Raw genomic sequence first — 21,750 nt, forward strand, 5'->3', positions numbered from 1 at the left:
CGGGGGGGCTGACGCTGTCCGGTATGACGGCAGGAAGGAAAGGGCGATGCCGCTGTAGGCGGCATCGGTGCAGCTCGAGGGGAGTCGCCTCAGCGTTTGTCCAGACGACGGGTGACCCTGTCACTCACGAACTGCACGATGATGACCAGTGCCAGTAGGATCAGGGTCGTGCAGACCGTGACGTCCGTCATACCGCGCTGGTGACCGAAATTGTACGCCAGATCACCCAGACCACCGCCGCCGACGAAGCCCGCCATGGCGGTGTAACCGATCATCAGGATGGTGGTGACGGCAATGCCGGACACCAGTGCCGGAGATGACTCAGGCAGCAGGATCTTGAAGATGATGTGGCGCAGGTTGCAGCCCATAGCCTGAGCGGCTTCCAGCACACCGTGATCAACTTCCTTGAGCGCGATCTCGACCAGACGGGCATAGAACGGCGCCGCACCGATGATGAGTGTCGGCAGGATCGCTGTCGGGCCGAGCGTCGTGTGCACCAAGAATTTGGTGAACGGAATCAGCAGTACCAGCAAGATGATGAACGGAATGGCGCGCAGTGTGTTCACGGCGAGTGCCAGCGGACGATAGATCCACGGACGATCCAGCGCCTGCCCCGGCGAGGTCAGAAACAGGAAAACACCAATAGTCAGGCCAAGCAGGCACACAATCAGCGCCGAAACGAACGCCATGTAGAGCGTCTGCAGGGTCGCGGTCTGTAGCATGTCCCACGTGACGTTGGGCAGCAGCCCGAAGAAGTGGCTGCTGTCGGAAAGGCTTGCAAGGCTCATGAGGAAATAACCTCCATTTCGACATCCTGACTTTCGATGAAGGTGCGCATTTCGAGAATCTGTTCCGGTGAACCCTGTACGTGCAGGAACAGTAGGCCGAAAGCGCCTTCCGAGGTGTAGTTGATCGAACCGTGAAGAATACTGATCGGCAACTGATAGCGCTGGATCAGGGTCGCGATCAGCGGCTGCTCGGACTGGTTGCCAATGAACGTCAGCTTGATGATGACGCCCGGCAGGTTCGCCTTGCGAAGATGCGCAATGACCTGATCGGCTGTGTCTTCGGCCCCGGTCAGCTGGCGGATGAAGCTACGCGTGATCTCTTGCTTCGGATGCGCGAAGACTTCCAGCACCGGACCGCTTTCGACGATACGGCCCGCTTCCATGACTGCCACACGGTGGCAGATCTGGCGCACAACGTTCATCTCGTGCGTGATCAGTACAATGGTCAGCCCGAGGCGACGATTGATGTCCGACAGCAGTTCCAGAATGGAATTGGTGGTCTTGGGGTCGAGCGCAGAAGTCGCCTCGTCGCACAGCAGTACGTCGGGGTTGTTGGCCAGCGCACGGGCAATGCCAACGCGCTGCTTTTGGCCGCCACTCAGCTGGGACGGATAGGCATGTTCGCGCCCGTTCAGCCCAACAAGCTCGATCAGCCCCTGTACGCGCTGCTGGCGCTCAGAGGCCGGTACGCCTGCCACTTCGAGCGGCAGCGAAATGTTCTCTTCAACCGTACGTGACCACAGCAGGTTGAAGTGCTGGAAGACCATGCTGATCTTCCGGCGTGCGGTGCGCATCTGAGCGGTCGTCAGCTTGGGCAGCTCATGACCGGCCACCTCAAGGTAGCCTTCGCTGGGCAGTTCCAACCCATTGAGCAGGCGAATCAGGGTACTCTTGCCCGCACCGCTGTATCCTATGATGCCGAATATCTGTCCCGCTTCTATGTGCAGCGTGACATCATCGACGGCCGTCACGATGCCGTGGCGTGTCTCAAAGCGCTTGGACACGTTCCTTAGCGTAATCATCGTTATTGAACACCTTTACTTTGCCATGCGTTCGCCATGCCACTGTCGAACACGTCTCAGCGGGTGACCTTGGCCTGTTCGCAGAATGAAAGTATAAGAGTACATGGTCTGTCGCTTATAATAAATGAATAAGAACCGGTTGGGTTATTCAATATATACATATTCAGATAAGCAGAGCATTTAACACAGAGTGCTAAAAGTGGGATCACGTCATATCATTGTGACAGAGGTCGATTCCATGATCTGCAAGGAGATGACGTCCGTGAACAGTGACTGTCAGCGGGTACCGGATGACCGGTTCCTGCGCATACTGCTGAGCTGCAGTACCGGTGATCGAGCCGAAATCGAATACAACAATGGCTACTACGTCGGTCAGATCGTACGCGTTGACGCCCACCACATCGTGATTGCCCCTGTGGGCAAGCGGCCCGCGTGCCTCAGCGCGGCCATGACGCCTGAAGACGTCTACGGGGCCGAACTGCCCGTCAGCACCGTTATCGGCGTCGAGAACCGCGGCCAGCGCTATGGCCGCATCGCCCGCACCACCGCGCTGTGACCCAGCAGCGCGGCATTCTCACCTTTAGCGATACACCAGCCCCATCATCAGCCCTAGATTAACCCCTAGCATGATCAGCGCTGTCGGCCATTGCTGCCGGATGACCGCATGGCGCGACGAAAGCTGGAGCAGCGTGGCCGGTAGCGTGTTGAAATTGGCCGCCATCGGCGACATCAGCCCGCCACAGAATCCGCACAGCATGCCCAGCGAGGCCATAACCGTCGGGTCACCGCCCGACTGGATCACGATGAACGGCAGCCCGACGCCAACGGTCATGATGGGAAACGCTGCCAGCGCATTGCCCATAATAAACGCCAGCAGAGCCATTCCCAGCCCATAAGTCAGTACGGCCACCTGAGGGTGGGCCAGTGGTAGTATCTGCTGAAGCAGCTGAGCAATAGGCGCGCCCACACCGGCTTTGGCGAAGATGGCCCCCAGTGCGGCCAGCATCTGCGGCAGTATGAGCGTCCAGCCGATGGTGTCGTACAGCTGTGTGCCTTCACGCATTACCTGGGCTGGGCGTACACGCAATACGTACAGGCTCACGATGAACGCCACTCCAATGCCCAGCGCCAGCGCCGCCAGAGTGGCATGGTGTGGGTCGATCAGCGGGTAGCCTTTGGCTGCGCTTATCTTGAAGAGCGCTGTGCCCGCCAGTGTGATGGGCGGCACAACCAGCATCGGCAGAAAAAGGCGTCCCTTGAACTGCGCGGCGCGCGTATCGCGATGGGTACGATCTATTTTGGGCCGCTGGCTGCGGCCGATACCTCCGCGCGTTGCCACCAGTGCAATCATGATCATCACCAGCACGCCGCATGCGAAGGGCGGCAGCTGGCTTCCCGCCAAAAACAGCACGGCATTGATCGACCAGAATGCGGTGGCCTTGAGCCGTTGGGTATGATGACGATCAAGTGCTGTGAATGCGCTGACACAGGCCAGCACGAGGCCCATTAGCAGATAGAGCAGCTCAAGTGTGCTCATGAGGCCTCCCGGTGCCCGGGGGCGTGGTGGCTGGCACGGCGCAGCTGGCCTTCGAAGTGCCAGAGGCGGGTACTGTGCAGCACAAAGACGATCACTGCACTGGGAATTGCCCATACCGCAAGCTGAAGTGGATCATAGGCGTAGCCCTGTGCGGCAAGGAAACCCTGCATCAGCAGCAAAGGCCCTACGGCCACAAAGGTGTCTTCACCAAAGAACAGGCCGATATTATCGACGGCCGCCGCGTGAGCGCGAATCTGCTCGCGCCAGTGCCCAGGAACGATGCCATAGCGGTGGTGGGCCGCGCTTTCCGCCATGGGGGCTACCAATGGGCGTACCATCTGCGGGTGTCCTCCTAGCGCCATCAGCCCCAGCGATGACATCACCTGCCGCAGGGCCAGATAGCCGATCAGCAGCCGTGAGGTCGAGAGAGCGTGTGCCTTACGCATGACATGCTGAGCGCGCTCGCGCAGCCCGTAGGCTTCCAGAATCGCGATCACGGGCACGACCAGAAAGACCAGTACCATGAAGCGCTGGTCGACAAACGCTGTGCCCACAAGCGAGATGACTTCTACCCATGACAGGCCCACGCTAATGCCAGTGGCGAGCGCCGCCGCAAGGGCAATCACCAGCGGGTTGAAACGTAGTGCGAAGCCAATGATGACGATGGCAATGCCTGACAGTGCCCACATCCGTGTGTCGTCCTTTTAATGATTGATGATAAAGGTTAATGATTGATGATAAGGGATGAATAAAAGCGGGCGTGCGGCGCCCGGTCAGCGTTGGCGAAGGGCTTTGTGCCGTCCGCGAACGGTAGTAAACGGTAGTACAAGCGCGGCACATGTCGACGTTCGGTGCCTGTAAGGCAGCCTCCGACGTGGACGTTCCATAGCGGTTGTCTTTACCATAAGCGACTTTGTGGCCGTGTTCGCTGTCCAACGGAGGACAGGCGCATTCAATCAATCCGATGTATCAAGTATGGTATTGGGCGAAGTAAAGGTAAGGAGTATTCATGCTGTTACGAGGCGTACGATGGATGATCGCGCTGCTGGCCGTGGGTCTGATGGGTTGTCATCCCAGTGCCGAGGATGAAAAGGCGAAGCAGCAAGCGCATCAGCAGTACCAAGTGGTGTTTTACGATACGGCGAGCATGTCGCTGGTCTCAAGCATCGCCTTTCCCAAGAGTGTCGCCGAGCATGCGGATAAAACGATCGTGACCAGTGGTCAGATGGTGGCGCCCGAGCTGTTCGGAACCGACACACCTGTCAACGTGCTGCTGCAGATACAGGGCAGTACTGCGCATACGCCGGGACAGCATCTGATGATTTCAGCCACGCCGTGCGAAAACGTGACGCGTTCGACGTCAGCTGATGGCAAGCGCGTGCTGCACTGCGAACATCCGTTGGACGACACGCGCCCGACAGAAATCACTATCCGCGACCATACGCTGCCGTTGCCGGTCGCGATGGCCTATGGCCTGACAGCGGCCATTTCCGACGGCGGCTGAGTCGGTGTGTCGGCAAGGTCAGGCCGTTTAATTGACGGCGAACCGACCCTGCCGACAGCATTGAGCGATGATGTTAGTGCACAGTTTCTTCCATGATGTGCATAACGCCGTCTTGCTCGCCCGCCGACGGGCGGTCTTGATAGTTGTCCATATAGTGGTTGAGCGTTTCGGTTGCGCGCGTCAGCTGAGCCAAGCGTGGATCAGAACGGTGCAGGGTCTGACCCGCCACCTTGAGGCGGGCCGCCAAGCTTTCGCTCTGATCGACCGCACGCTGATAGCGTTGCTCGAACGTGCGACAGGCCGGCGTTGTCGCCGAAGAACGATGATTCTTCAGTGACGACATGCAGGCCTCGCCGGCCTGATTCGCATCGTGCGTGATGGACAGCATATCGTGGTAATACGCGTCGACGGCAGGTTGAGAGGCAGGTGCCGCGACGGCTGCAAGGGGCAGACCGACGGCGCTCAGGGCCATCGCCAAGACAATCCTTTTCATGGACATTCTCCTGAACAGACGAGGACGAAGTGTAGCAGCTGACTGCTGCGAATGTTGAACGTTGCGATGTCATGAACCATATATATTGCTATACCTAGCTGGTGTAGCATGACGTTATATGCCGTTCGCCGCACAAAGACATCCAAGGAGTGGAAATGAGTACCCGAAGCGTCGTCACAACGTTCATTCTCTTCATCGTAGGGATCATGCTGGGACGCTGTTCCGCACCTGCTCCTTATCTCGTCGATGGCGGTATCGATGTCAAGGCGATGAGCAATGATGCTCGACAGTGCCTTTACAGTAATCTGCCCAGCGTTCACACCGACAGGGCATTCGATTTCGTCGCCGCGGACTGTCAGATCAACAGTGGGTATTCCCACTGATGCCGTAATGGCACCGTAACTCATGCACCGACACGAAGAACCCTCATGATATGAAGAAGTCCACTCTCGCGAACGCTGCTACCGCGCTGCTGATGCTAGGCCCAACGATGGCCTGTGCTGCGCCCAATGCCGCGTTGGCACCTTTTCCCCAGCCCGAGCCCGGCCAGATCCGCCACGTCATCCAGTTGCCTGCGCGTGCAGAAGAGCCCCGCTTCCAGGTTGAAATTCAGGTAGGCAAGACGCTGACCATCGACTGCAACCACTACGCATTCGGCGGCGAGCTGGTTGAACGCCACGTACCCGGCTGGGGCTACGATTACTTTGTGTATGGCAAAGAGCATCCGTTAGTCTCGACGGAAAAGGCCTGTCCGCTCGACAGCGAGCGCAGTGCATTCGTTCAGGCTGTCGATGCTAACCGCATGCTGCGCTACAACAGCCGGATGCCCATTGTGATCTACACGCCCGCCGATATCGAAGTGCGCTATATGCTGTGGCGTGCGGATGCCGACCCGATGCCTGCCGAGCGGCTGTAGGCCTACAACGGCGGCGCTATCGCGATAGTGTTGGTAGGCCGCGTTATCGTGTAGGCAAATGAAAAGGCAGCCCTCGTGGGCTGCCTTTTTGTGTTCGCCTTTGCCGTAAGGAAGGCAAGCGGGGACTGAAAGGGAGAGGTTAAACCAGTCCGTCGTTCTTTAGCTCGCTTTTGATATACGCATAGTAAATCGGGGCCGCGATCAGGCCGCCCAGACCGAAGGTGGCTTCGAAGACCAGCATGGCTACCAGTAGCTCCCATGAGCGTGCATTGATCTGGTTTCCCACGATGCGGGCATTGAGGAAGTACTCCACCTTGTGAATGGCGACCAGATAGCCGAGCGTTGCCAGTGATACCCAGAACGACACCGACAGCGCCAGAATGCAGATCAGCGTATTGGAGATCAGGTTGCCAATGATTGGCAGCAGTCCCACCACAAACGTGAAGATAATCAGCGTTTTGGCCAGTGGCAGGTGGATGCCGAAGATCGGCAGTATCACCAGCAGGAAGATGGTCGTTAGGGCCGTATTGACCAGCGAGATCTTCAGCTGAGCGAACACGATATTGTGGAATGCTTGGCGTAGCAGGATCACGCGCTGCAGCAGGGCAGACGTGAACGGCGTCATTGAGGTTGATACGGGCGGCCGCTGTAGGGCCACGATGGCCCCGATGATCATCCCCAGCAGCATGGTGATGAAGATATGGATCGCTCCCTTGCCCACCAGCTGCAGGTCGTAGATATGCTCGTGCAGCAGCTCCTTGAGCGTCTGATGTACTTCTTCAGCGCTGCCCGGCAGCCGGGCGACGACGCTGGCAGGAAGCTGCTGACGGGCTTGGTTGATGATGTCCATCGCATTGTTGAACAGCGTGCCGGGATTGCGTAGCTCATGCGAGACCGCACTGATCCCTAGAATAGCGAGAACAGCCAGAATGGCGACGATACACGCCCCCAGTAGTGCCACGGCCAGCCAGCGTGCGCGTTCGCCCGGAATCAAGCGCTGTAGCGGCAGCGTCAGGGCATTCACCAGCTCGAACACCAGCAGCCCTGCCAACAGACAGGTCAGCAGGTGCAGGGGAAACATCATGATCAGGCCCCCAGCAAAGAGGAGGCGGCTGGTAATAACCGCCTGACGTTTCGACATGACATGCATGAGCTAGGTTTCTCCACGAAGATGAGGGGGTGCCGCGATGTACCGAGCGCTCAGCGACCCTACAGGTTGAGTGCGATTATACGGAATTCGTTTCTGAATGGGCGACAGCCTGCGTGACTTGGCCGCGATTCCGGCGATTTGGCGCTGCAGAGCAACCCCAAAACACGGTATACTGCCTGTCGGTACATTGCGTTGGCTGAATGTCTACTGAATCCTGCCGATAGGACACCTAGTCACGTTGCCGATGTGCGTTACCGTCGCAGGTGGATGCACGAGTGAATGTGATATAAATGGTGCGGTATAAGATCAGTCGGCCAATCCAATAGACCAAGGGTTTCTGGCTCCTGCGCTGTGGGCGTATCATGGGGCCGGCATATGAATCCAGAGCGTGGGTGAGGGTTTGCCCGCCTCGTTCCTACCTCCTGTCAGGAGTCTTTCCATGTCCGAACTCAAACAGTTCCCGGCGGAATTCACCGCTGCCATCGACAAAATCTGTGCACGTGCAAAAGTACTGCCGGTTATCGTCGTCAACCAGATCGAAGACGCTGTACCGCTGGCGAAAGCGCTGGTTGCAGGTGGTCTGCCGAACCTCGAAGTCACCCTGCGTACTGACTGTGCACTCGACGCTATCCGTGCGATGAAAGACGTTGAAGGCGCTACCGTCGGTGCTGGTACCGTTCTGACCGTTGAACAGTACAAACAGGCTGAAGAAGCTGGCGCTGAGTTCATCGTGACTCCGGGTGCTACTTCCGAGCTGTTCGAATACTCCGTCAACGCCAAAGCTCCGATGCTGCCGGGTGTTGCGACTATCTCCGAGCTGATGGAAGGTATGCGTTACGGCCTGCGTCGTTTCAAATTCTTCCCGGCTGAATCCAGCGGTGGTGCTTCTGCCGTTAAATCCTTCGGTGGTCCGATCCAGGGCGTCAAATTCTGCCCGACTGGCGGCATCACGCTGGAAAAAGCGCCGACTTACCTGAAACTGTCCAACATCATGTGCGTTGGCGGTTCTTGGGTTCTGCCGCAGAACCTGATCGACGCTAAAGACTGGGACGGCATCACCAAGCTGTGCCGTGAAACCGTTGAAGCACTGAAAGACTGCTAATCGCCGTCTGATGTGCCACAAGGTAGCTTGGCTACCTTGTGAGCGGATTCAGTAGAAAGGGCCTCTTCGGAGGCCCTTTCGCGTTTCTAGACACACTATCATGCCTCAACGGCTCTGATGCTTACTGCAGTGGTGAGAATTGGTCGGGTGTCAATATTCGGCTTTCCTGCCTTTCAACGAGTGTCAGCGCCTTGGGAATAAATGCGGTCAGCCATTCTTCATCCTGAAATAGTGCGTGATGCTGGCGTGTGCGCTCATCCAGACTGTCATAAGACCATAAGTGAAGAATCTGATTGAGCTCGCCGGAAGCCGCCTGCCAATGCCCAATGAGCTTGGCATAACGCGAAATAATCGGCAGACCGACTGTTTCAAACAGTGCCAGATAGTCATGCATGCCGCCCATTTTAATCGTATAAGTACGCAGCTCGAATACCATGAGATCATCCTTTGAGGCGATGGCACCGCGTGCAGATGCCGTGTGGAGAGTAAGTTGCGTGACTGTGTAGGCCTGTCCATACAGACATGCCTTAAATGTGTACCAATTAACTATGTTTTAGCGCAATAGAGGTCGTTTGACTAGAGTACGAGCGGAATCTTGAGCGAAGAACGAGAGAGGAAATGTAGAGGTTAACGTATGACGGTAAGGTGGCCATTGTTGCGGAGACATAGTGTCGAAAGGGCTATTAAGGCCGCCGTTACTGAATAAGTTAAACGTACATCGCAAAAAAACCGGCTCCTAAAAAGGAGCCGGTTTTTGCGTACAGAGCATGCTTATTTGTTTTTAAGCATGCTCTGTTCGAAACCGCCGAAGGTGCAAGCACCGGCTTCAGACGGACCTACCAGTTGACGCATGCCCACGAACAGTTCGCGGCCCATGCCTACGTGGTAAGCGCTGAGGTCTTCTTTGACGACTTCGCGTTTAGCCCACTCAGCGTCATCGATGAGGACGTTGAGTTCGCCTTTGTCTGCGTCGAGGCTGATGATGTCGCCATCACGCAGCTTGGCCAGCGGACCGCCTTCCAGTGCTTCAGGAGTGAAGTGGATAGCGGCCGGTACTTTACCGGAAGCACCGGACATACGGCCGTCGGTAACCAGCGCGACCTTGAAGCCACGGTCCTGCAGTACACCAAGGAACGGCGTCAGTTTGTGCAGTTCCGGCATGCCGTTGGATTTCGGACCCTGGAAGCGGACAACGACGACAACGTCACGGTCCAGTTCGCCAGATTCGAAAGCGGCTTTCAGCTGGTGCTGATCGCTGAAGATACGTGCAGGTGCTTCGACCTTGCGGTGTTCCGGCTGAACGGCAGACGTTTTGATGACGCCACGGCCGAGGTTACCGTCGAGAACGGCCAGACCACCCGTTTTTGCGAACGGTTTTTCGATCGTTGCGATAACGTTTTCGTCGAGGCTCTGTTCCGGACCTTCACGCCATACCAGTTTGTCGCCGTCGAGGAACGGTTCTTTGGTGTAGGCTTCCATACCGGTACCGAATACGGTCGGGATATCGGTGTGGATCAGGCCGCCTTTGATCAGCTGGCGAGTCAGGAAGCTCATGCCGCCTGCTGCGTGGAAGTGGTTCACGTCAGCCTGGCCGTTCGGGTAAACCTTCATCAGGCCCGGTACGACAGTGGACAGCTCGGTGAAGTCATCCCACGTGATGGTGATGCCCGCAGCACCGGCCATAGCAACCAGGTGCATGGTGTGGTTGGTGGAACCACCAGATGCCAGCAGACCAACGATCGCGTTGACGATGGTACGTTCGTCGACCTGTTTGTAGAACGGAGTGAATTCGCCGCCCTGTTTGGTCATTTTGACCGCACGCTGAGTCGCGTATTTCGTCAGCGCATCACGCAGCGGCGTGTTCGGGTTGACGAAAGAGGAACCCGGCAGGTGCAGACCCATCAGCTCGACCATCAGCTGGTTGGAGTTTGCAGTACCGTAGAACGTGCAGGTACCCGGTGCGTGGTAGGACGCACATTCGGAATCCAGCAGTTCTTTACGGCCAACTTTGCCTTCAGCGAATTTCTGACGAACTTCGGCTTTCTGCTTGTTGGAGATACCGGTCGTCATCGGGCCAGCCGGAACGAAGACGGTCGGCAGGTGACCGAAACGAGCGGCACCGATGAACAGACCCGGTACGATTTTGTCGCAGACACCGAGGTACAGCGCGGCGTCGAACATGTTGTGAGACAGACCGATGGCCGCGGCCATGGCGATGGTGTCGCGGGAGAACAGAGACAGTTCCATACCCGGCTGACCCTGAGTGACACCGTCACACATGGCCGGAACACCACCAGCGAACTGGGCAGTGGAGCCTACTTCACGAGCCGCTTTGCGGATCAGGTCCGGAAAGACTTCGAACGGCTGGTGAGCAGACAGCATGTCGTTGTAAGCGGAGATGATGCCCAGGTTGGCGCTGTTCATCAGCTTCAGAGACTGCTTGTCGTCGCCACAGCAGGCGGCAACGCCGTGAGCCAGGTTACCGCAGTCAAGTTGGCCGCGGTGTACGCCGCGAGCTTCTTGCTCTTGCATGTGTTTCAGATACAGAGCACGACGTTCAGCAGAACGTTCCTTGATGCGTTGAGTGACCCGGGTCACTGTTTCATTCATGGCCATTTCTATACCTCGGGATGATCACTGGTTTGTGATGTAGGTAAGTTTACCAACTTTTTGGGGCAAAGTCTCGTTCATATCGGCATTGTATACTGAGAATGTATGTAATCTTTCTTCATATGTCGGTGGGATGACACGACGCTATGAGACTATTCTCGAATGCCCATCTGAAATAACCTTGCTCCACGGTATGCTGATCGACCGTCCTGCCTTCCCATTCTACAAGACCTGCAGGAAAGCGGGGAAATTGAATATGCGTGTTTCTACGCTAACGCGCTAAAGACTGTCTTTGCTATCGGCCTTTCTGCTCAGAGTTGAACCTGTGATGTTGCTGAATGCCGCTAGATGGCGATGTCGAGGGTAGGAAATACTCACAAAAAAGGCTGCCCGGGTAGGGCAGCCTTCTTCATTTACACATCACGCCATCAGTCTTTCTTGGGCGAGGTGTGATCGTCGTGCAGGTGCGGATGGTCGGCGATGATTTCCGCGCGACGCTCGTTCAGGGCGCGCAGTTCTTCTTCGACCTCTTCCAGCTCGTTTTCCAGGTTAGAGCGGTGCTCCTGCAGCAGTTCGCGGGCTTCCGCACGAGAGGAAGCGGCCGGTGCCGAACCTTCCAGCGGCTGAGCCGCGGTTTCACGTGTCAGCAGGATCGTGATCAGACCGATGATCGCTGCTGCGATCCAGTAGTAGGCCGGAACGTCGATGCTGCCGGTATGATCCATCAGCCACGTGTTGATGGCCGGCGTCGGACCCGCAAACAGCGCTGCGGAAATGTTGAACGCGATTGCCAGGCCGCCGTAGCGCACGCTGGTCGAGAACAGCGACGGCAGCTTAGACGGCATGGTGCTGGAGAAGCAGCTCTGGATCAGTGAGAAGCCCAGCAGGCCCAGACCGATACTCAGCAGAGAGCCTTGCTGTACCAAGTGCAGCAGCGGTACGGCAAAGATCATGGTGAGGATACAGCCGGTAATGATCAGCGGCTTGCGCCCTACCTTGTCTGCCAACAGACCCAGCAGCGGCAGGAAGATCAACATGGCGCACATGATAAAGGTCATCATGCCGTCAGCGGTCAGCGCGCGGATGTGCTCACCCGTATTCGGATCGGTCACGTGCTGCTGCATGTAGGTCGGCATGACCGTGGTCAGCAGGTAGGTGCTGACGTTCATCAGCAGTACCAGACCGATACACAGCAGCATCGGCTTCCAGTGCTGAGTGAACAGCTCTTTCAGCGGCACGCTTTCGCTGCTGCCTTCCGCTTTCTGCTTTTCAGCATGTTCGGCAAACGCCGGCGTTTCTTCCAAACGTGTACGCAGATACAGACCGATCAGACCCAGCGGGCCGGCGATGAAGAACGGGATGCGCCATGCCCAGTCATGCATAGCTGCTTCGCCGGTGAAGTAGCTGACAGCGGCTACGGTCAGTGAGGCCAGAATGAAGCCTGCAAACGTGCCGAACTCAAGCCAGCTGCCCATGAAGCCACGCTTGCGGTCAGGAGAGTACTCTGCCACGAAGGTAGCGGCACCGCCGTATTCACCGCCCGCAGAGAACCCTTGTACGAGTCGGAAGGCGATCAACAGGATGGGCGCTGCCAGACCGATGGCGCTGAAGCTCGGGATCAGACCGATACAGAAGGTGCTGATCGCCATCATGATCATGGTGAGGGCCAGGACCTGCTTGCGACCGATACGATCACCCAGCGGGCCGAAGACCAAGCCACCCAGCGGGCGCGCAAAGAAGGCCACCGCGAAGACGGCGAACGCGCTCATCAGCTGAATGGTCGGAGAAGCATCCGGGAAGAAGTTCTTACCGATGGAGGCAGCCACAAGGCTGAATACACCGAAGTCGAACCATTCCATGGCGTTACCCAGCGCAGCGGCAGAAACGGCTTTGCGCAGGGTGCTATTGTCGACGATGGTGATGTCGTCCAATCCTAGATGCTGGTGCGATGTCTGACGCTGTTCGTTCAGCGTTCGATTGTCATGAGCCGAGCTCATCATGTGCTCCTTTGGCAGGCAATAATACAGACGTTGAACCAATCAATAATGATAAATTATCAAACAGGAAAGGATCCATTATACAGGAGAATAGAATAATTTCTTCTGTGGTGCGGGCCCTTAACCTCTGAAAATGAGCAGTAACTAGCGTTCATGCAACTGAATATAGCGGTATCTACTAAGAATTTCGGAATATACGCCTCATAAATGACAGGATGGCAGAGGCTTCAATAGAAATATGGCAATCTTTATCCTGTCAGGTTCCCTCTGGCAACACGCTTCATGCAGCAAAGGACGTGCCAGAGGGGGCAAGAAGGTACTGCTGGACTCAGGAGCGCTTGCCTTTATCTTCCGGAGTATCCGTCGATATAAGGCGGCGATCCTCATGGGAAGGATAGAATGAAAACCGCACTTGGCAATAGGCCAGTATCAGCAGTGACAGGCTCAGCAGCACAATGGCGCCTGCGCTGAAGATCAGGTCGTGCTGACCGAATTCCTGCGAGTCCGCCATCATATGACGCGCGATACCAATGATGGCAATGAAGATCGGTAGCAGTACCGATAGGCGTCCTTCGTGCCAGTAGAGTTTGACCATTGTGATCAGCTCAAGAAACATGAACAGCAGCAAGATATCGGTGACAGTGACGATCTGGACTTCCCACATCGCTACGCATTTTTCGCCAATGGCGAACAGAATGACCGCGGTGATAATCAGCAGTCCTGCTCGTTCGATCCAGCGAAAAGGGGAATTCTCCTGAATTTGCATAAGGGCTTCTCCATGACAGGGTGAAATAACTGCGGTCGGGCAGCGGGTGAGTATGGTGGATATATACCTTAGTGAATTGCTTGTGTAAGCAATTTTTTAGCACGTTGTCCTGCTGCTAAGAATAGAAAGGTCGGGCCAGATTTGCCGCGGTTAAGCTTCGCCTTATGCGGCGGCCTAGCGGGGGACGGAAGAGCATGGAGGGTGGGAGGAAGAGAAGTTTCCCAGTGAGTGCGCGCGTGAGCAGTTGAGTGGGTATAACGGCGCTTGCTCATAGAAGCTGTCGAGCGACGCCGGTGTGGAGGACAACACAATTCACTGCACCAATAAGCATCTTCTTTATATAGACGATGAACGGACATTGATCGTGAGAGGTGCTCGGCTAGCTGCGAGTGGCGACGTTTGGCTAGCGAATGAAGGAAAAATCCTACCCAACACCCAACACCCAACACCCAACACCCAACACCCAACACCCAACACCCAACACCCAACACCCAACACCCAACACCCAACGCACAACGCACAACGCACAACGCACAACGCACAACGCACAACGGGCAGGAGAGTGTTCTCTCCTGCCCGTTGGATACGACTAGGTCGTATGGTTTGCGCTAGCGATTACAGGTTGTAGCCGCGTTCGCTGTGTTCGGCCAGATCAAGGCCGGTCGCTTCAGTCTCTTCGCTGACACGCAGGCCCAGAGTGGATTTGAGCACGCGCAGGATGATGTAGCTGATAATTCCGCTATAGAGCACGGTGAAGATCACGCCTTTGACCTGTGCCCACAGTTGCACGCCCATGGCGTAGTCCACGGCGCCATTGCCGTTACCGCCGAAGAGCGGAGCGGCGAAGACGGCGGTCAGGATGGAGCCGACAATACCGCCTGTACCGTGAACGCCGAACACGTCGAAGGCATCGTCATAGCCGAAGAAGTGCTTGACGGTCGTCGAGGTGAAGAAGCAGACCACGCTGGTGATAGCCCCCAGCAGAAGGGCGCCCAACGGACCACAAGTACCTGCGGCAGGCGTGACGGCCACCAGTCCCGCAACGGCACCGGTGACGGCGCCCAGTACGCTGGGTTTGCCAGCACGGAACCACTCGAGGAACATCCAGGCCAGTGCAGCGGCAGCCGTTGCCACCTGTGTCACCAGCATCGCCATCCCAGCGTTGCCGTCTGCGGCAGCGGCAGACCCCGCGTTGAAGCCGAACCAGCCCAGCCACAGCAAGCTGCCACCGATGACGGAGTAGGTCAGGTTGTGCGGGGCCAGGTGCTGAGTCGGATAGCCTTTGCGGCGACCCAGCATAATGCAGGCTACCAGCCCGGCAATACCTGAGTTGATGTGTACAACCGTACCTCCCGCGAAGTCGATGACGCCCCAGTCACTGCCCATGAACGCGCCGCTGCCGCCCCACACCATGTGGGCTACCGGGAAGTACACCAGTGTGACCCACAGCACCGAGAACCACAGCATGGCTGAAAATTTCATGCGTTCGGCGAAAGCACCTACAATCAGTGAGGGTGTTATGATCGCAAAGGTCATCTGGAACATGATCCAGACGCTTTCTGGGATCGTGCCGTGTACCGCTGCCGCTGTCAGATCGCGCAGGCCGATATGGCTTAGCCCGCCGATAAAGGAGTGCAGGTTGAGCTCTCCTTCTTTCATGCCGGTGTCGTCGAAGGCGAGCGAATACCCGTAGAGCACCCACAGCACGCTGACGATAGCGGTCAGGCTGAAGCAGTGCATCAGCACCGACAGTACGTTTTTGCTACGTGCAAGACCGCCGTAGAACAGAAACAGGCCAGGAATGGTCATGGCCAGTACCAAGACGGATGAGGTCAGCATCCAAGCCGTGTCACCGCTGTTGAGCGTGGCCGTATCTGCATTAGCCGCGCCTGACCAGGCCATGATCGCGCCTAGCACGGCGAGTGGCCATCCTGTCCGATAAGATGAAAACATGAGGCGTTTCGGCAACATATCCCGGCTCCTGAAGCAAGAGTGATAGCGTTCGTAGGTAGAGTAGGCGTGATGGCTACATGCCCTGCGGGTAAGCATTTTTCCGGCCTTTTTGTTTTTTTGTTTTATTTTTCAATGCATTGAGAATGAAGGACGTCTTTTCTTACGCCGTTCATGCGCAAAGGCTGCTGTGTTGTGCACCATGATGATGCATGCGCAAGAATGATGAAAAGCCGAGTCAAGCGTAGTGGATTGATCTGCGCAGCGCGCTCTGAATGTGGTTCAATGGTGCCAATAAAAAAAGGCGGGCCACCGTAGGCCTATCGCTTCCCCCTTATTTTTCGGGTCGCTGCATGTAGCTTCAGCGGCCGTTTGTGGAGTCCTTCTTTTCATGAACAAGCATTCGGCAAAGGCCCAAAGGCCGCTGCAACAATCGTCGTATCGCCAGCGATGGTGCGGGTTTAAGGCGCTGCTGGTTCTGTTGGTAAGCTGCCTGTCATTCCAGATGCACATCGCTCAGGCCCATGAGCATGCCTCTAAGCCTCAGGCTCAGCAGGGGCGCCAGAAGTCTCCCGAACGTCGTGCTGCGTCTAAGCCCACGCCGCACACCCCTCCTAAGAAAGAAAAGCCCAAAGCCACGCCTTCACGCACCAAACCAGCAGCTTTCGAGCGTAAAATCGCTGCCCAGCACAAGACGTCACCTTCACGTGTTCAGCAGGGTAAAGCCTCGTATTACGGTGGTGCGGCGCTGAATGGCCGCTTAACGGCCAGCGGTGAACGGTTCAATCAGAACGAACTGACGGCCGCTCATCCCACGCTGCCTTTCGGAACGCGCATTCGTGTGACCAATCTGTCTAATCAGCGTCAGGTCGTAGTGCGTGTCAACGATCGTGGGCCGTTTGTCAAAGGCCGCATTCTTGATGTGTCTACGGCGGCGGCGCAGCGCATGAACATGACGGGGCAGGGGGTAGCGCAGGTCCGTGTTGAAGTGCTGAACGGCGAAGAAGTGGCGTCATCACGTACGGCGCAGAAAGCCCCAGTATCTTGAGGAACGGACATACCGCACTGTTTCTGCTATGAAGTATGACAGTGCACGGCGTACCAACGACAAGGGCGGCCCTAAACAGGCCGCCCTTGTCGCATTTCATACAGATGCTTGTCGTGATCGAATGGCCCTTTATTCAGGGCAGGTCGGGTAGGCGCGTCGCATAGTGAGCGTTGAGGATATCAAGGTACTGGCGCGGCGGTTTGGGTGTCAGCTGGAAGGCCGGTTGATCGACGTGGATGACCAGCAGTCGTGACAGCCAATAGCGCAGCGCGGTCAGCTTCATCATATCGTGCCAGTAGTCGCGCTCCGCATCGGTTACGGGGCGTTTCTGCACATAGGCGTTGATCATGGCGGTGTAGCGGACTTCGTCCAGAGTGCCGTCTTCCGTATGGCACCAGTCGTTGACCAGTACGGCCAAGTCATAGATGAAGTCACCTACGCACCCGTTATAGAAGTCGATGACTCCGCCCAGACGATCGCCTTCGAACAGCGAGTTGTCACGGAACAGGTCGCCGTGGATAGCGCCTTGCGGTAGAGCAGGGGCATTGCTGAAGCGGTCGCAGAGCGCGTGACCATAACGGGTCATCAGCGCCTGTTCGTCCGTAGATAGGAACGGCAGTACGCGGGGGATCTGGCGTTCGACCCAGCGATGATCGCGCTGGTTACTGCGCTGGCCGTCGAAGGTGTGTGAGATTTGGTGCATGCGCCCCATAAAACGCCCTATTTCGGTGCATTGGGCGGGGGTGGGGGCTTCAGGAGAGCGGCCGGGCAGGCGCGGGAACAGCAGTGCAGGGCGATCAGCCAGCGTTTGGAGCGCCTGTCCACTACGGTCAGCAATCGGGCCGGGGACGGGCAAATCGTGATGGGCCAGAAAGTCGAGCATATCGACGAAGAACGGCAGTTCATCCGTTCCACCCTGCTCGAAAAGGGTCAGCACCATGCGCTGCTGGTCGGTCGTGACGAAGAAGGTGGAGTTTTCCGTTCCCCCAGCGACTTCCGTGAGTTCGTCAAGGGTGCCTACATCGTAGCGTTCGAGAAAGGAAGAGACCTGGTCTGCGTTCAAAGGGGTGAAGACCGCCATACGTTCGGTATCCTGAAGCAGTGTTGGAATGTGTTGTTGTGGGAGTCAGCGTTGACTCTATAAAACAGGAATTCGCTGAGTATACGGAAGGCCTACCGCTCATGTCACTGACAGCAAAACGACCGCTTGAGTGCCAAGCGGTCGTTTCTGATCGGAACATTCGGGCGAGGGGTTACCAGCGGAGCAGGGTCCATTCCGGAATGGCAATCCGCAGGTTGCGCTCCATCTGGAAGTTGCCGTCGCCAGAGTGGTCAACCAGCATGTACGGTTCGCCTCGACTGGGCGTGATCTTGATCGCGTACAGCTTACCGTGGATACGATACTCTTCGATCGTCTGATCTTTTTCCTGACGCGTGGTGATATCGGGCGTCTGCTGCTGAGCCTGTGTCGCTGCAGGCTTGTCGTCGGCGTGGGCCGCCACTGTCGTAAGACCCGGAACGGCGGCCGTCACGACCAGACCTAGAGCCAGACGGGCGAACCGTCGACCTGATTGCGTATGCTGCATGAGTGCCTCCTGCTTGATCATCTGCGCGTGCCGTCCAATTACGATAGAATGGCATAAGACATCACGCAGTGTAAGCGGTAGCCGATGCGTACGCCACGTCGACCTTGGCAGGTGCCATTGTCGGGCGGTATTGCGCGCCGACCTTCGCGGGCCTGGCCGTGATGTAGGCTACCGTGTCCCGGAATAGAGCGGCCTGATGCCTTCTTCATTCCATGCCTGTGCCAAGGGCGAGCTGCCGTGGCACGATGCCCATTTCTTCTGGCTGTGCGCCGTTGTCCTGCGCGCAGTGCGACAGACCCCTTCCCGTGTGGAGTTACCATGACTGCCCAAGCCGTGCCCCCCATCGTTCTGGTTGATGGTTCTGCCTATCTCTATCGCGCTTTCCATGCGTTGCCGCCACTGACGACGTCGGATAACCGGCCGACGGGGGCCATCCGCGGGGTGGTGTCGATGCTGCGCAGCCTGATTAACAGCTGGCCGGACAGCCCGATGGCAGTGGTATTTGACGCCAAGGGCAAGACCTTCCGCGACGAGCTGTTTGATCAGTACAAGGCCCATCGACCGCCGATGCCTGATGACCTGCGTGCGCAGATCGAGCCTCTGCACGCGTGTGTCAGAGCGCTAGGGCTGCCGCTGCTGTGCGTCGAAGGCGTCGAAGCCGATGACGTGATCGGAACGCTGGCCGATCAGGCGCGCGATGAAGGGCGTCAGGTCATTATCTCAACCGGCGACAAGGACATGGCGCAGCTGGTCAACAGCCACGTCACGCTGGTCAATACAATGACCAACGAAACGCTGGATATTGACGGTGTCACCGAGAAGTTCGGTCTGCCGCCCGAGCGCATCATCGACTTTCTCGCGCTGATGGGCGACAGCGTCGACAACATCCCAGGGGTGCCGGGTGTGGGCAAGAAGACCGCGCTGGCACTGTTGACCGGCATTGAGGGTGGGCTGGACGCCATCTACCAAGACCTAGAGGCAGTGACGGCGCTGAGCTTTCGTGGGGCGAAGTCCATGCCTAAAAAACTGGCCGAGCATCGTGAGCAGGCCTTCCTGTCTTATCAGCTGGCCACGATCAAAACCGACTGCCAGCTGCCCGTGTCGCTGTGCGATCTGACGCTGCCTGCGCCCGATGCCGACGCGTTGCATCAGCTGTTTGCCGACCTAGAGTTCAAGGGGTGGCTGAAGGAGCTGGATAACGGCACTTTCAGCAGCGTGTCCCGCACGGCCCAGACCACCAGCACTGCGGACGCTGCTCCAGCTCCAGCCTCTTCCACTGGGCCGCAGGGGGCGCTGTTCGGTGATGATGACGAGAATGATCACGCCGAAAGCGTCGAACTGCCGCCGATCACACAGGATCAGTATCAGACGGTGCTGACACCCGAAGCGTTCGATGCATGGGTAGCGCGCCTAGAGCAGGCCGAGCGTTTCTGCTTCGACCTCGAAACGACCAGCCTCAACTATATGGAAGCCGAGATCGTCGGCATCGGGTTGGGGTTAGCTCCCGGCGAAGCAGCCTATGTGCCGGTGGCACACGATTATATTGGTGCTCCTGATCAGCTGGATCGCCGTCAGGTACTGGCGCGCCTCAAGCCGCTGTTCGAGAATGCCGCTATTGCTAAGCTGGGCCATAACCTCAAGTACGATATCGAGGTGTTGGCGCGCTATGAGATCGGTGTGGCGGGAACGCTGCTCGATACCATGCTGATGTCGTATGTGCTGAACTCCACCGCCAACCGTCATGACATGGATTCGCTGGCGCTGGCACACCTAGGTCACACCACGACCAGTTTCGAAGATGTCGCGGGTAAAGGGGTGAAGCAGCTGACCTTCAATCAGGTTGCGCTGGAAGAAGCCGCGCCTTATGCCTGCGAGGATGTCGACGTCACTCTACGTCTGTATGACGTGCTGGCACCGCGCGTGGCACGGGAAGGGCGGCTGGGAGAGGTGCTCGATACGCTGGAAACGCCCTTGATCCGCGTACTGGCGCAGATGGAGCGCAACGGTGTCAAGATCGATGCGGCGGCACTGGATGCGCAAAGCGCTTCGCTAGCGGCTGAGATCCAGCAGTGTGAACAGGACGCCTATGCTTTGGCGGGCCGCGAGTTCAATCTGGGCTCGCCCAAGCAGCTGGGAGAGATTCTGTTCGAAGAGCAAAAGATCCCTGTGCTGAAGAAGACCCCCAAGGGAGCCCCGTCCACGGCCGAAGCCGTACTGGAAGAACTGGCACTCGACTATCCGCTACCCAAGGTCATTATGAAGCATCGCGGGTTGTCGAAGCTAAAATCGACCTATACCGACAAGCTACCGCAGCTGGTCGATCATCATCAGCGTGTGCATACCAGCTATCATCAGGCGGTGACCGCGACGGGGCGTCTGTCGTCGTCCGATCCCAACCTGCAGAACATCCCGGTCCGTACCGAACTGGGGCGTCAGATTCGCAAGGCGTTCGTGGCACGCGATGGCTATCGCATCGTCGCAGCGGACTATTCGCAGATCGAGCTGCGCATCATGGCCCATCTGTCCGGTGACAAGGGGCTGCTGGACGCCTTCGCGCACGATCGTGATATCCACTCGGCCACGGCGGCTGAGGTCTTCGGCGTACCGCTTGACGAAGTGACCGGCGAACAGCGTCGCAGCGCTAAGGCGATCAACTTCGGGCTGATCTACGGTATGAGCGCATGGGGATTGGCACGTCAGCTGCGCATCGAACGCTCGCAGGCGCAGATCTATATCGAGCGCTATTTCGATCGTTACCCGGGCGTGGCGCGTTTCATGGACGACATCCGTCGTCAGGCCGCCGAACAAGGCTATGTCGAAACGGTCTTCGGGCGTCGCCTCTATGTGCCGGACATTAATGCACGTCAGCACAACCGTCGTCAGGCGGCCGAACGTACGGCGATCAATGCGCCGATGCAGGGGACTGCTGCTGACATCATCAAGCGGGCCATGATTGATGTGGACCGTTGGCTGCGCGATACGCATCAAGATGCGCTGATGGTCATGCAGGTACACGATGAGCTGGTGTTCGAAGTGCGTGATGAGCAGGCTGATAACTTTATTGTGGAAGTGCGTAAGCGTATGGAAGCAGCGGGCGATCTGGACGTTGCATTGGTCGTTGACGCGCGCGCAGGTCGAGATTGGGACGAAGCGCACTGATACGTCTGATGGGCGCTGCTGCTGAGGTGCTGCCGCGCTAGGTGTCGCACACGCTTCTATTGTTAATGATAAGGCCCTGATCCGTTGAATCGGATCAGGGCCTTTTGCGTATGGGCAGGGTA

At 57.4% G+C, this 21,750-nt stretch carries 21 protein-coding genes and 1 pseudogene; 8 read left to right on the forward strand and 14 right to left on the reverse strand.

Translation table 11 applies throughout. From position 1 onward, the window contains the following. Positions 1-89: 89 nt before the first annotated feature. The 3 genes and pseudogenes from ACMHYW_RS03905 to ACMHYW_RS03915 form a co-directional block, all read right to left on the reverse strand. On the reverse strand, positions 90-788 hold the full coding sequence (locus ACMHYW_RS03905; protein WP_051524222.1) for a methionine ABC transporter permease: 699 nt from the start codon (positions 786-788) through the stop codon (positions 90-92). Beyond that, positions 785-1,210, reverse strand: a complete 426-nt coding sequence (locus ACMHYW_RS03910) for an NIL domain-containing protein (RefSeq protein WP_414501465.1) — start codon at positions 1,208-1,210, stop codon at positions 785-787. Before ACMHYW_RS03910 ends, ACMHYW_RS03905 begins: the two co-directional genes overlap by 4 nt. 153 nt (positions 1,211-1,363) lie before the next feature. Then, positions 1,364-1,810 (reverse strand): annotated as a pseudogene (locus ACMHYW_RS03915) (ATP-binding cassette domain-containing protein); the annotation flags it as partial. 262 nt (positions 1,811-2,072) lie between these two features. Here ACMHYW_RS03915 and ACMHYW_RS03920 point away from each other — a divergent pair. Beyond that, entirely contained in the window at positions 2,073-2,366 is a 294-nt protein-coding gene (locus ACMHYW_RS03920; RefSeq protein WP_414500980.1) for a hypothetical protein, read from the forward strand. A 24-nt stretch (positions 2,367-2,390) separates the two neighbouring features. Here ACMHYW_RS03920 and ACMHYW_RS03925 read toward each other — a convergent pair whose 3' ends face one another. Together ACMHYW_RS03925 and ACMHYW_RS03930 are read right to left on the reverse strand one after the other, a co-directional pair. Further along, positions 2,391-3,347, reverse strand: a complete 957-nt coding sequence (locus ACMHYW_RS03925; RefSeq protein WP_414500981.1) for a DUF979 domain-containing protein — start codon at positions 3,345-3,347, stop codon at positions 2,391-2,393. Next, positions 3,344-4,036, reverse strand: coding sequence for a DUF969 domain-containing protein (locus tag ACMHYW_RS03930; protein WP_414500982.1), 693 nt, complete (start codon positions 4,034-4,036; stop codon positions 3,344-3,346). The genes ACMHYW_RS03925 and ACMHYW_RS03930 overlap by 4 nt, the downstream gene beginning before the upstream one ends. 320 nt (positions 4,037-4,356) lie before the next feature. On the opposite strand from ACMHYW_RS03930, the gene ACMHYW_RS03935 reads away from it, so the two are divergent. Continuing rightward, positions 4,357-4,851, forward strand: a complete 495-nt coding sequence (locus ACMHYW_RS03935; protein ID WP_027706250.1) for a hypothetical protein — start codon at positions 4,357-4,359, stop codon at positions 4,849-4,851. A 73-nt stretch (positions 4,852-4,924) separates the two neighbouring features. Here ACMHYW_RS03935 and ACMHYW_RS03940 read toward each other — a convergent pair whose 3' ends face one another. Continuing rightward, on the reverse strand, positions 4,925-5,344 hold the full coding sequence (locus ACMHYW_RS03940) for a hypothetical protein (protein WP_414500983.1): 420 nt from the start codon (positions 5,342-5,344) through the stop codon (positions 4,925-4,927). A 155-nt stretch (positions 5,345-5,499) separates the two neighbouring features. On the opposite strand from ACMHYW_RS03940, the gene ACMHYW_RS03945 reads away from it, so the two are divergent. Further along, complete coding sequence (locus ACMHYW_RS03945; RefSeq protein WP_414500984.1) at positions 5,500-5,727, forward strand: hypothetical protein; 228 nt, start codon at positions 5,500-5,502, stop codon at positions 5,725-5,727. A 50-nt stretch (positions 5,728-5,777) separates the two neighbouring features. After that, on the forward strand, positions 5,778-6,260 hold the full coding sequence (eco, locus tag ACMHYW_RS03950; protein WP_414500985.1) for a serine protease inhibitor ecotin: 483 nt from the start codon (positions 5,778-5,780) through the stop codon (positions 6,258-6,260). 139 nt (positions 6,261-6,399) lie between these two features. On the opposite strand, the gene ACMHYW_RS03955 is transcribed toward eco, so the two are convergent. After that, a complete protein-coding gene (locus ACMHYW_RS03955; protein ID WP_414500986.1) occupies positions 6,400-7,344 on the reverse strand; it encodes an AI-2E family transporter in 945 nt (314 codons plus the stop codon). A 505-nt stretch (positions 7,345-7,849) separates the two neighbouring features. On the opposite strand from ACMHYW_RS03955, the gene ACMHYW_RS03960 reads away from it, so the two are divergent. Continuing rightward, the gene (locus ACMHYW_RS03960) at positions 7,850-8,512 is read left to right on the forward strand and encodes a bifunctional 4-hydroxy-2-oxoglutarate aldolase/2-dehydro-3-deoxy-phosphogluconate aldolase (protein ID WP_414500987.1); all 663 of its coding nucleotides are present in this window, start codon (positions 7,850-7,852) and stop codon (positions 8,510-8,512) included. A 121-nt stretch (positions 8,513-8,633) separates the two neighbouring features. On the opposite strand, the gene ACMHYW_RS03965 is transcribed toward ACMHYW_RS03960, so the two are convergent. The 5 genes from ACMHYW_RS03965 to ACMHYW_RS03985 all read right to left on the reverse strand — a co-directional run bounded on the left by ACMHYW_RS03965 (position 8,634) and on the right by ACMHYW_RS03985 (position 15,787). Beyond that, entirely contained in the window at positions 8,634-8,948 is a 315-nt protein-coding gene (locus ACMHYW_RS03965) for an NIPSNAP family protein (protein WP_414500988.1), read from the reverse strand. A 335-nt stretch (positions 8,949-9,283) separates the two neighbouring features. Further along, complete coding sequence (gene edd / locus ACMHYW_RS03970) at positions 9,284-11,128, reverse strand: phosphogluconate dehydratase (protein WP_414500989.1); 1,845 nt, start codon at positions 11,126-11,128, stop codon at positions 9,284-9,286. A 422-nt stretch (positions 11,129-11,550) separates the two neighbouring features. Continuing rightward, positions 11,551-13,119, reverse strand: a complete 1,569-nt coding sequence (gene proP, locus ACMHYW_RS03975; RefSeq protein WP_414500990.1) for a glycine betaine/L-proline transporter ProP — start codon at positions 13,117-13,119, stop codon at positions 11,551-11,553. A gap of 328 nt (positions 13,120-13,447) precedes the next feature. Next, entirely contained in the window at positions 13,448-13,885 is a 438-nt protein-coding gene (locus ACMHYW_RS03980) for a phosphate-starvation-inducible PsiE family protein (RefSeq protein WP_414500991.1), read from the reverse strand. 615 nt (positions 13,886-14,500) lie between these two features. Beyond that, entirely contained in the window at positions 14,501-15,787 is a 1,287-nt protein-coding gene (locus ACMHYW_RS03985) for an ammonium transporter (RefSeq protein ID WP_414500992.1), read from the reverse strand. Between the two features lie 439 nt (positions 15,788-16,226). Between ACMHYW_RS03985 and ACMHYW_RS03990 the strand changes: the two genes are divergently transcribed. Then, positions 16,227-16,883, forward strand: coding sequence for a septal ring lytic transglycosylase RlpA family protein (locus tag ACMHYW_RS03990; RefSeq protein WP_414500993.1), 657 nt, complete (start codon positions 16,227-16,229; stop codon positions 16,881-16,883). 133 nt (positions 16,884-17,016) lie between these two features. On the opposite strand, the gene ACMHYW_RS03995 is transcribed toward ACMHYW_RS03990, so the two are convergent. Then, positions 17,017-17,964: a homoserine kinase gene (locus ACMHYW_RS03995; protein ID WP_414500994.1), complete on the reverse strand. Its 948-nt coding sequence runs from the start codon at positions 17,962-17,964 to the stop codon at positions 17,017-17,019. A 172-nt stretch (positions 17,965-18,136) separates the two neighbouring features. Continuing rightward, positions 18,137-18,469, reverse strand: a complete 333-nt coding sequence (locus ACMHYW_RS04000; RefSeq protein ID WP_414500995.1) for a DUF2782 domain-containing protein — start codon at positions 18,467-18,469, stop codon at positions 18,137-18,139. Between the two features lie 196 nt (positions 18,470-18,665). Here ACMHYW_RS04000 and ACMHYW_RS04005 point away from each other — a divergent pair, with 196 nt between their 5' ends. Beyond that, positions 18,666-18,791: a hypothetical protein gene (locus tag ACMHYW_RS04005; protein WP_414500996.1), complete on the forward strand. Its 126-nt coding sequence runs from the start codon at positions 18,666-18,668 to the stop codon at positions 18,789-18,791. Next, complete coding sequence (polA, locus tag ACMHYW_RS04010) at positions 18,788-21,628, forward strand: DNA polymerase I (RefSeq protein WP_414500997.1); 2,841 nt, start codon at positions 18,788-18,790, stop codon at positions 21,626-21,628. The genes ACMHYW_RS04005 and polA overlap by 4 nt, the downstream gene beginning before the upstream one ends. Positions 21,629-21,750: the final 122 nt, after the last annotated feature.

It is taken from the genome of Zymobacter sp. IVIA_12111.31 C1 (genome assembly GCF_047495495.1).
Classification (GTDB): Bacteria; Pseudomonadota; Gammaproteobacteria; order Pseudomonadales; family Halomonadaceae; genus Zymobacter.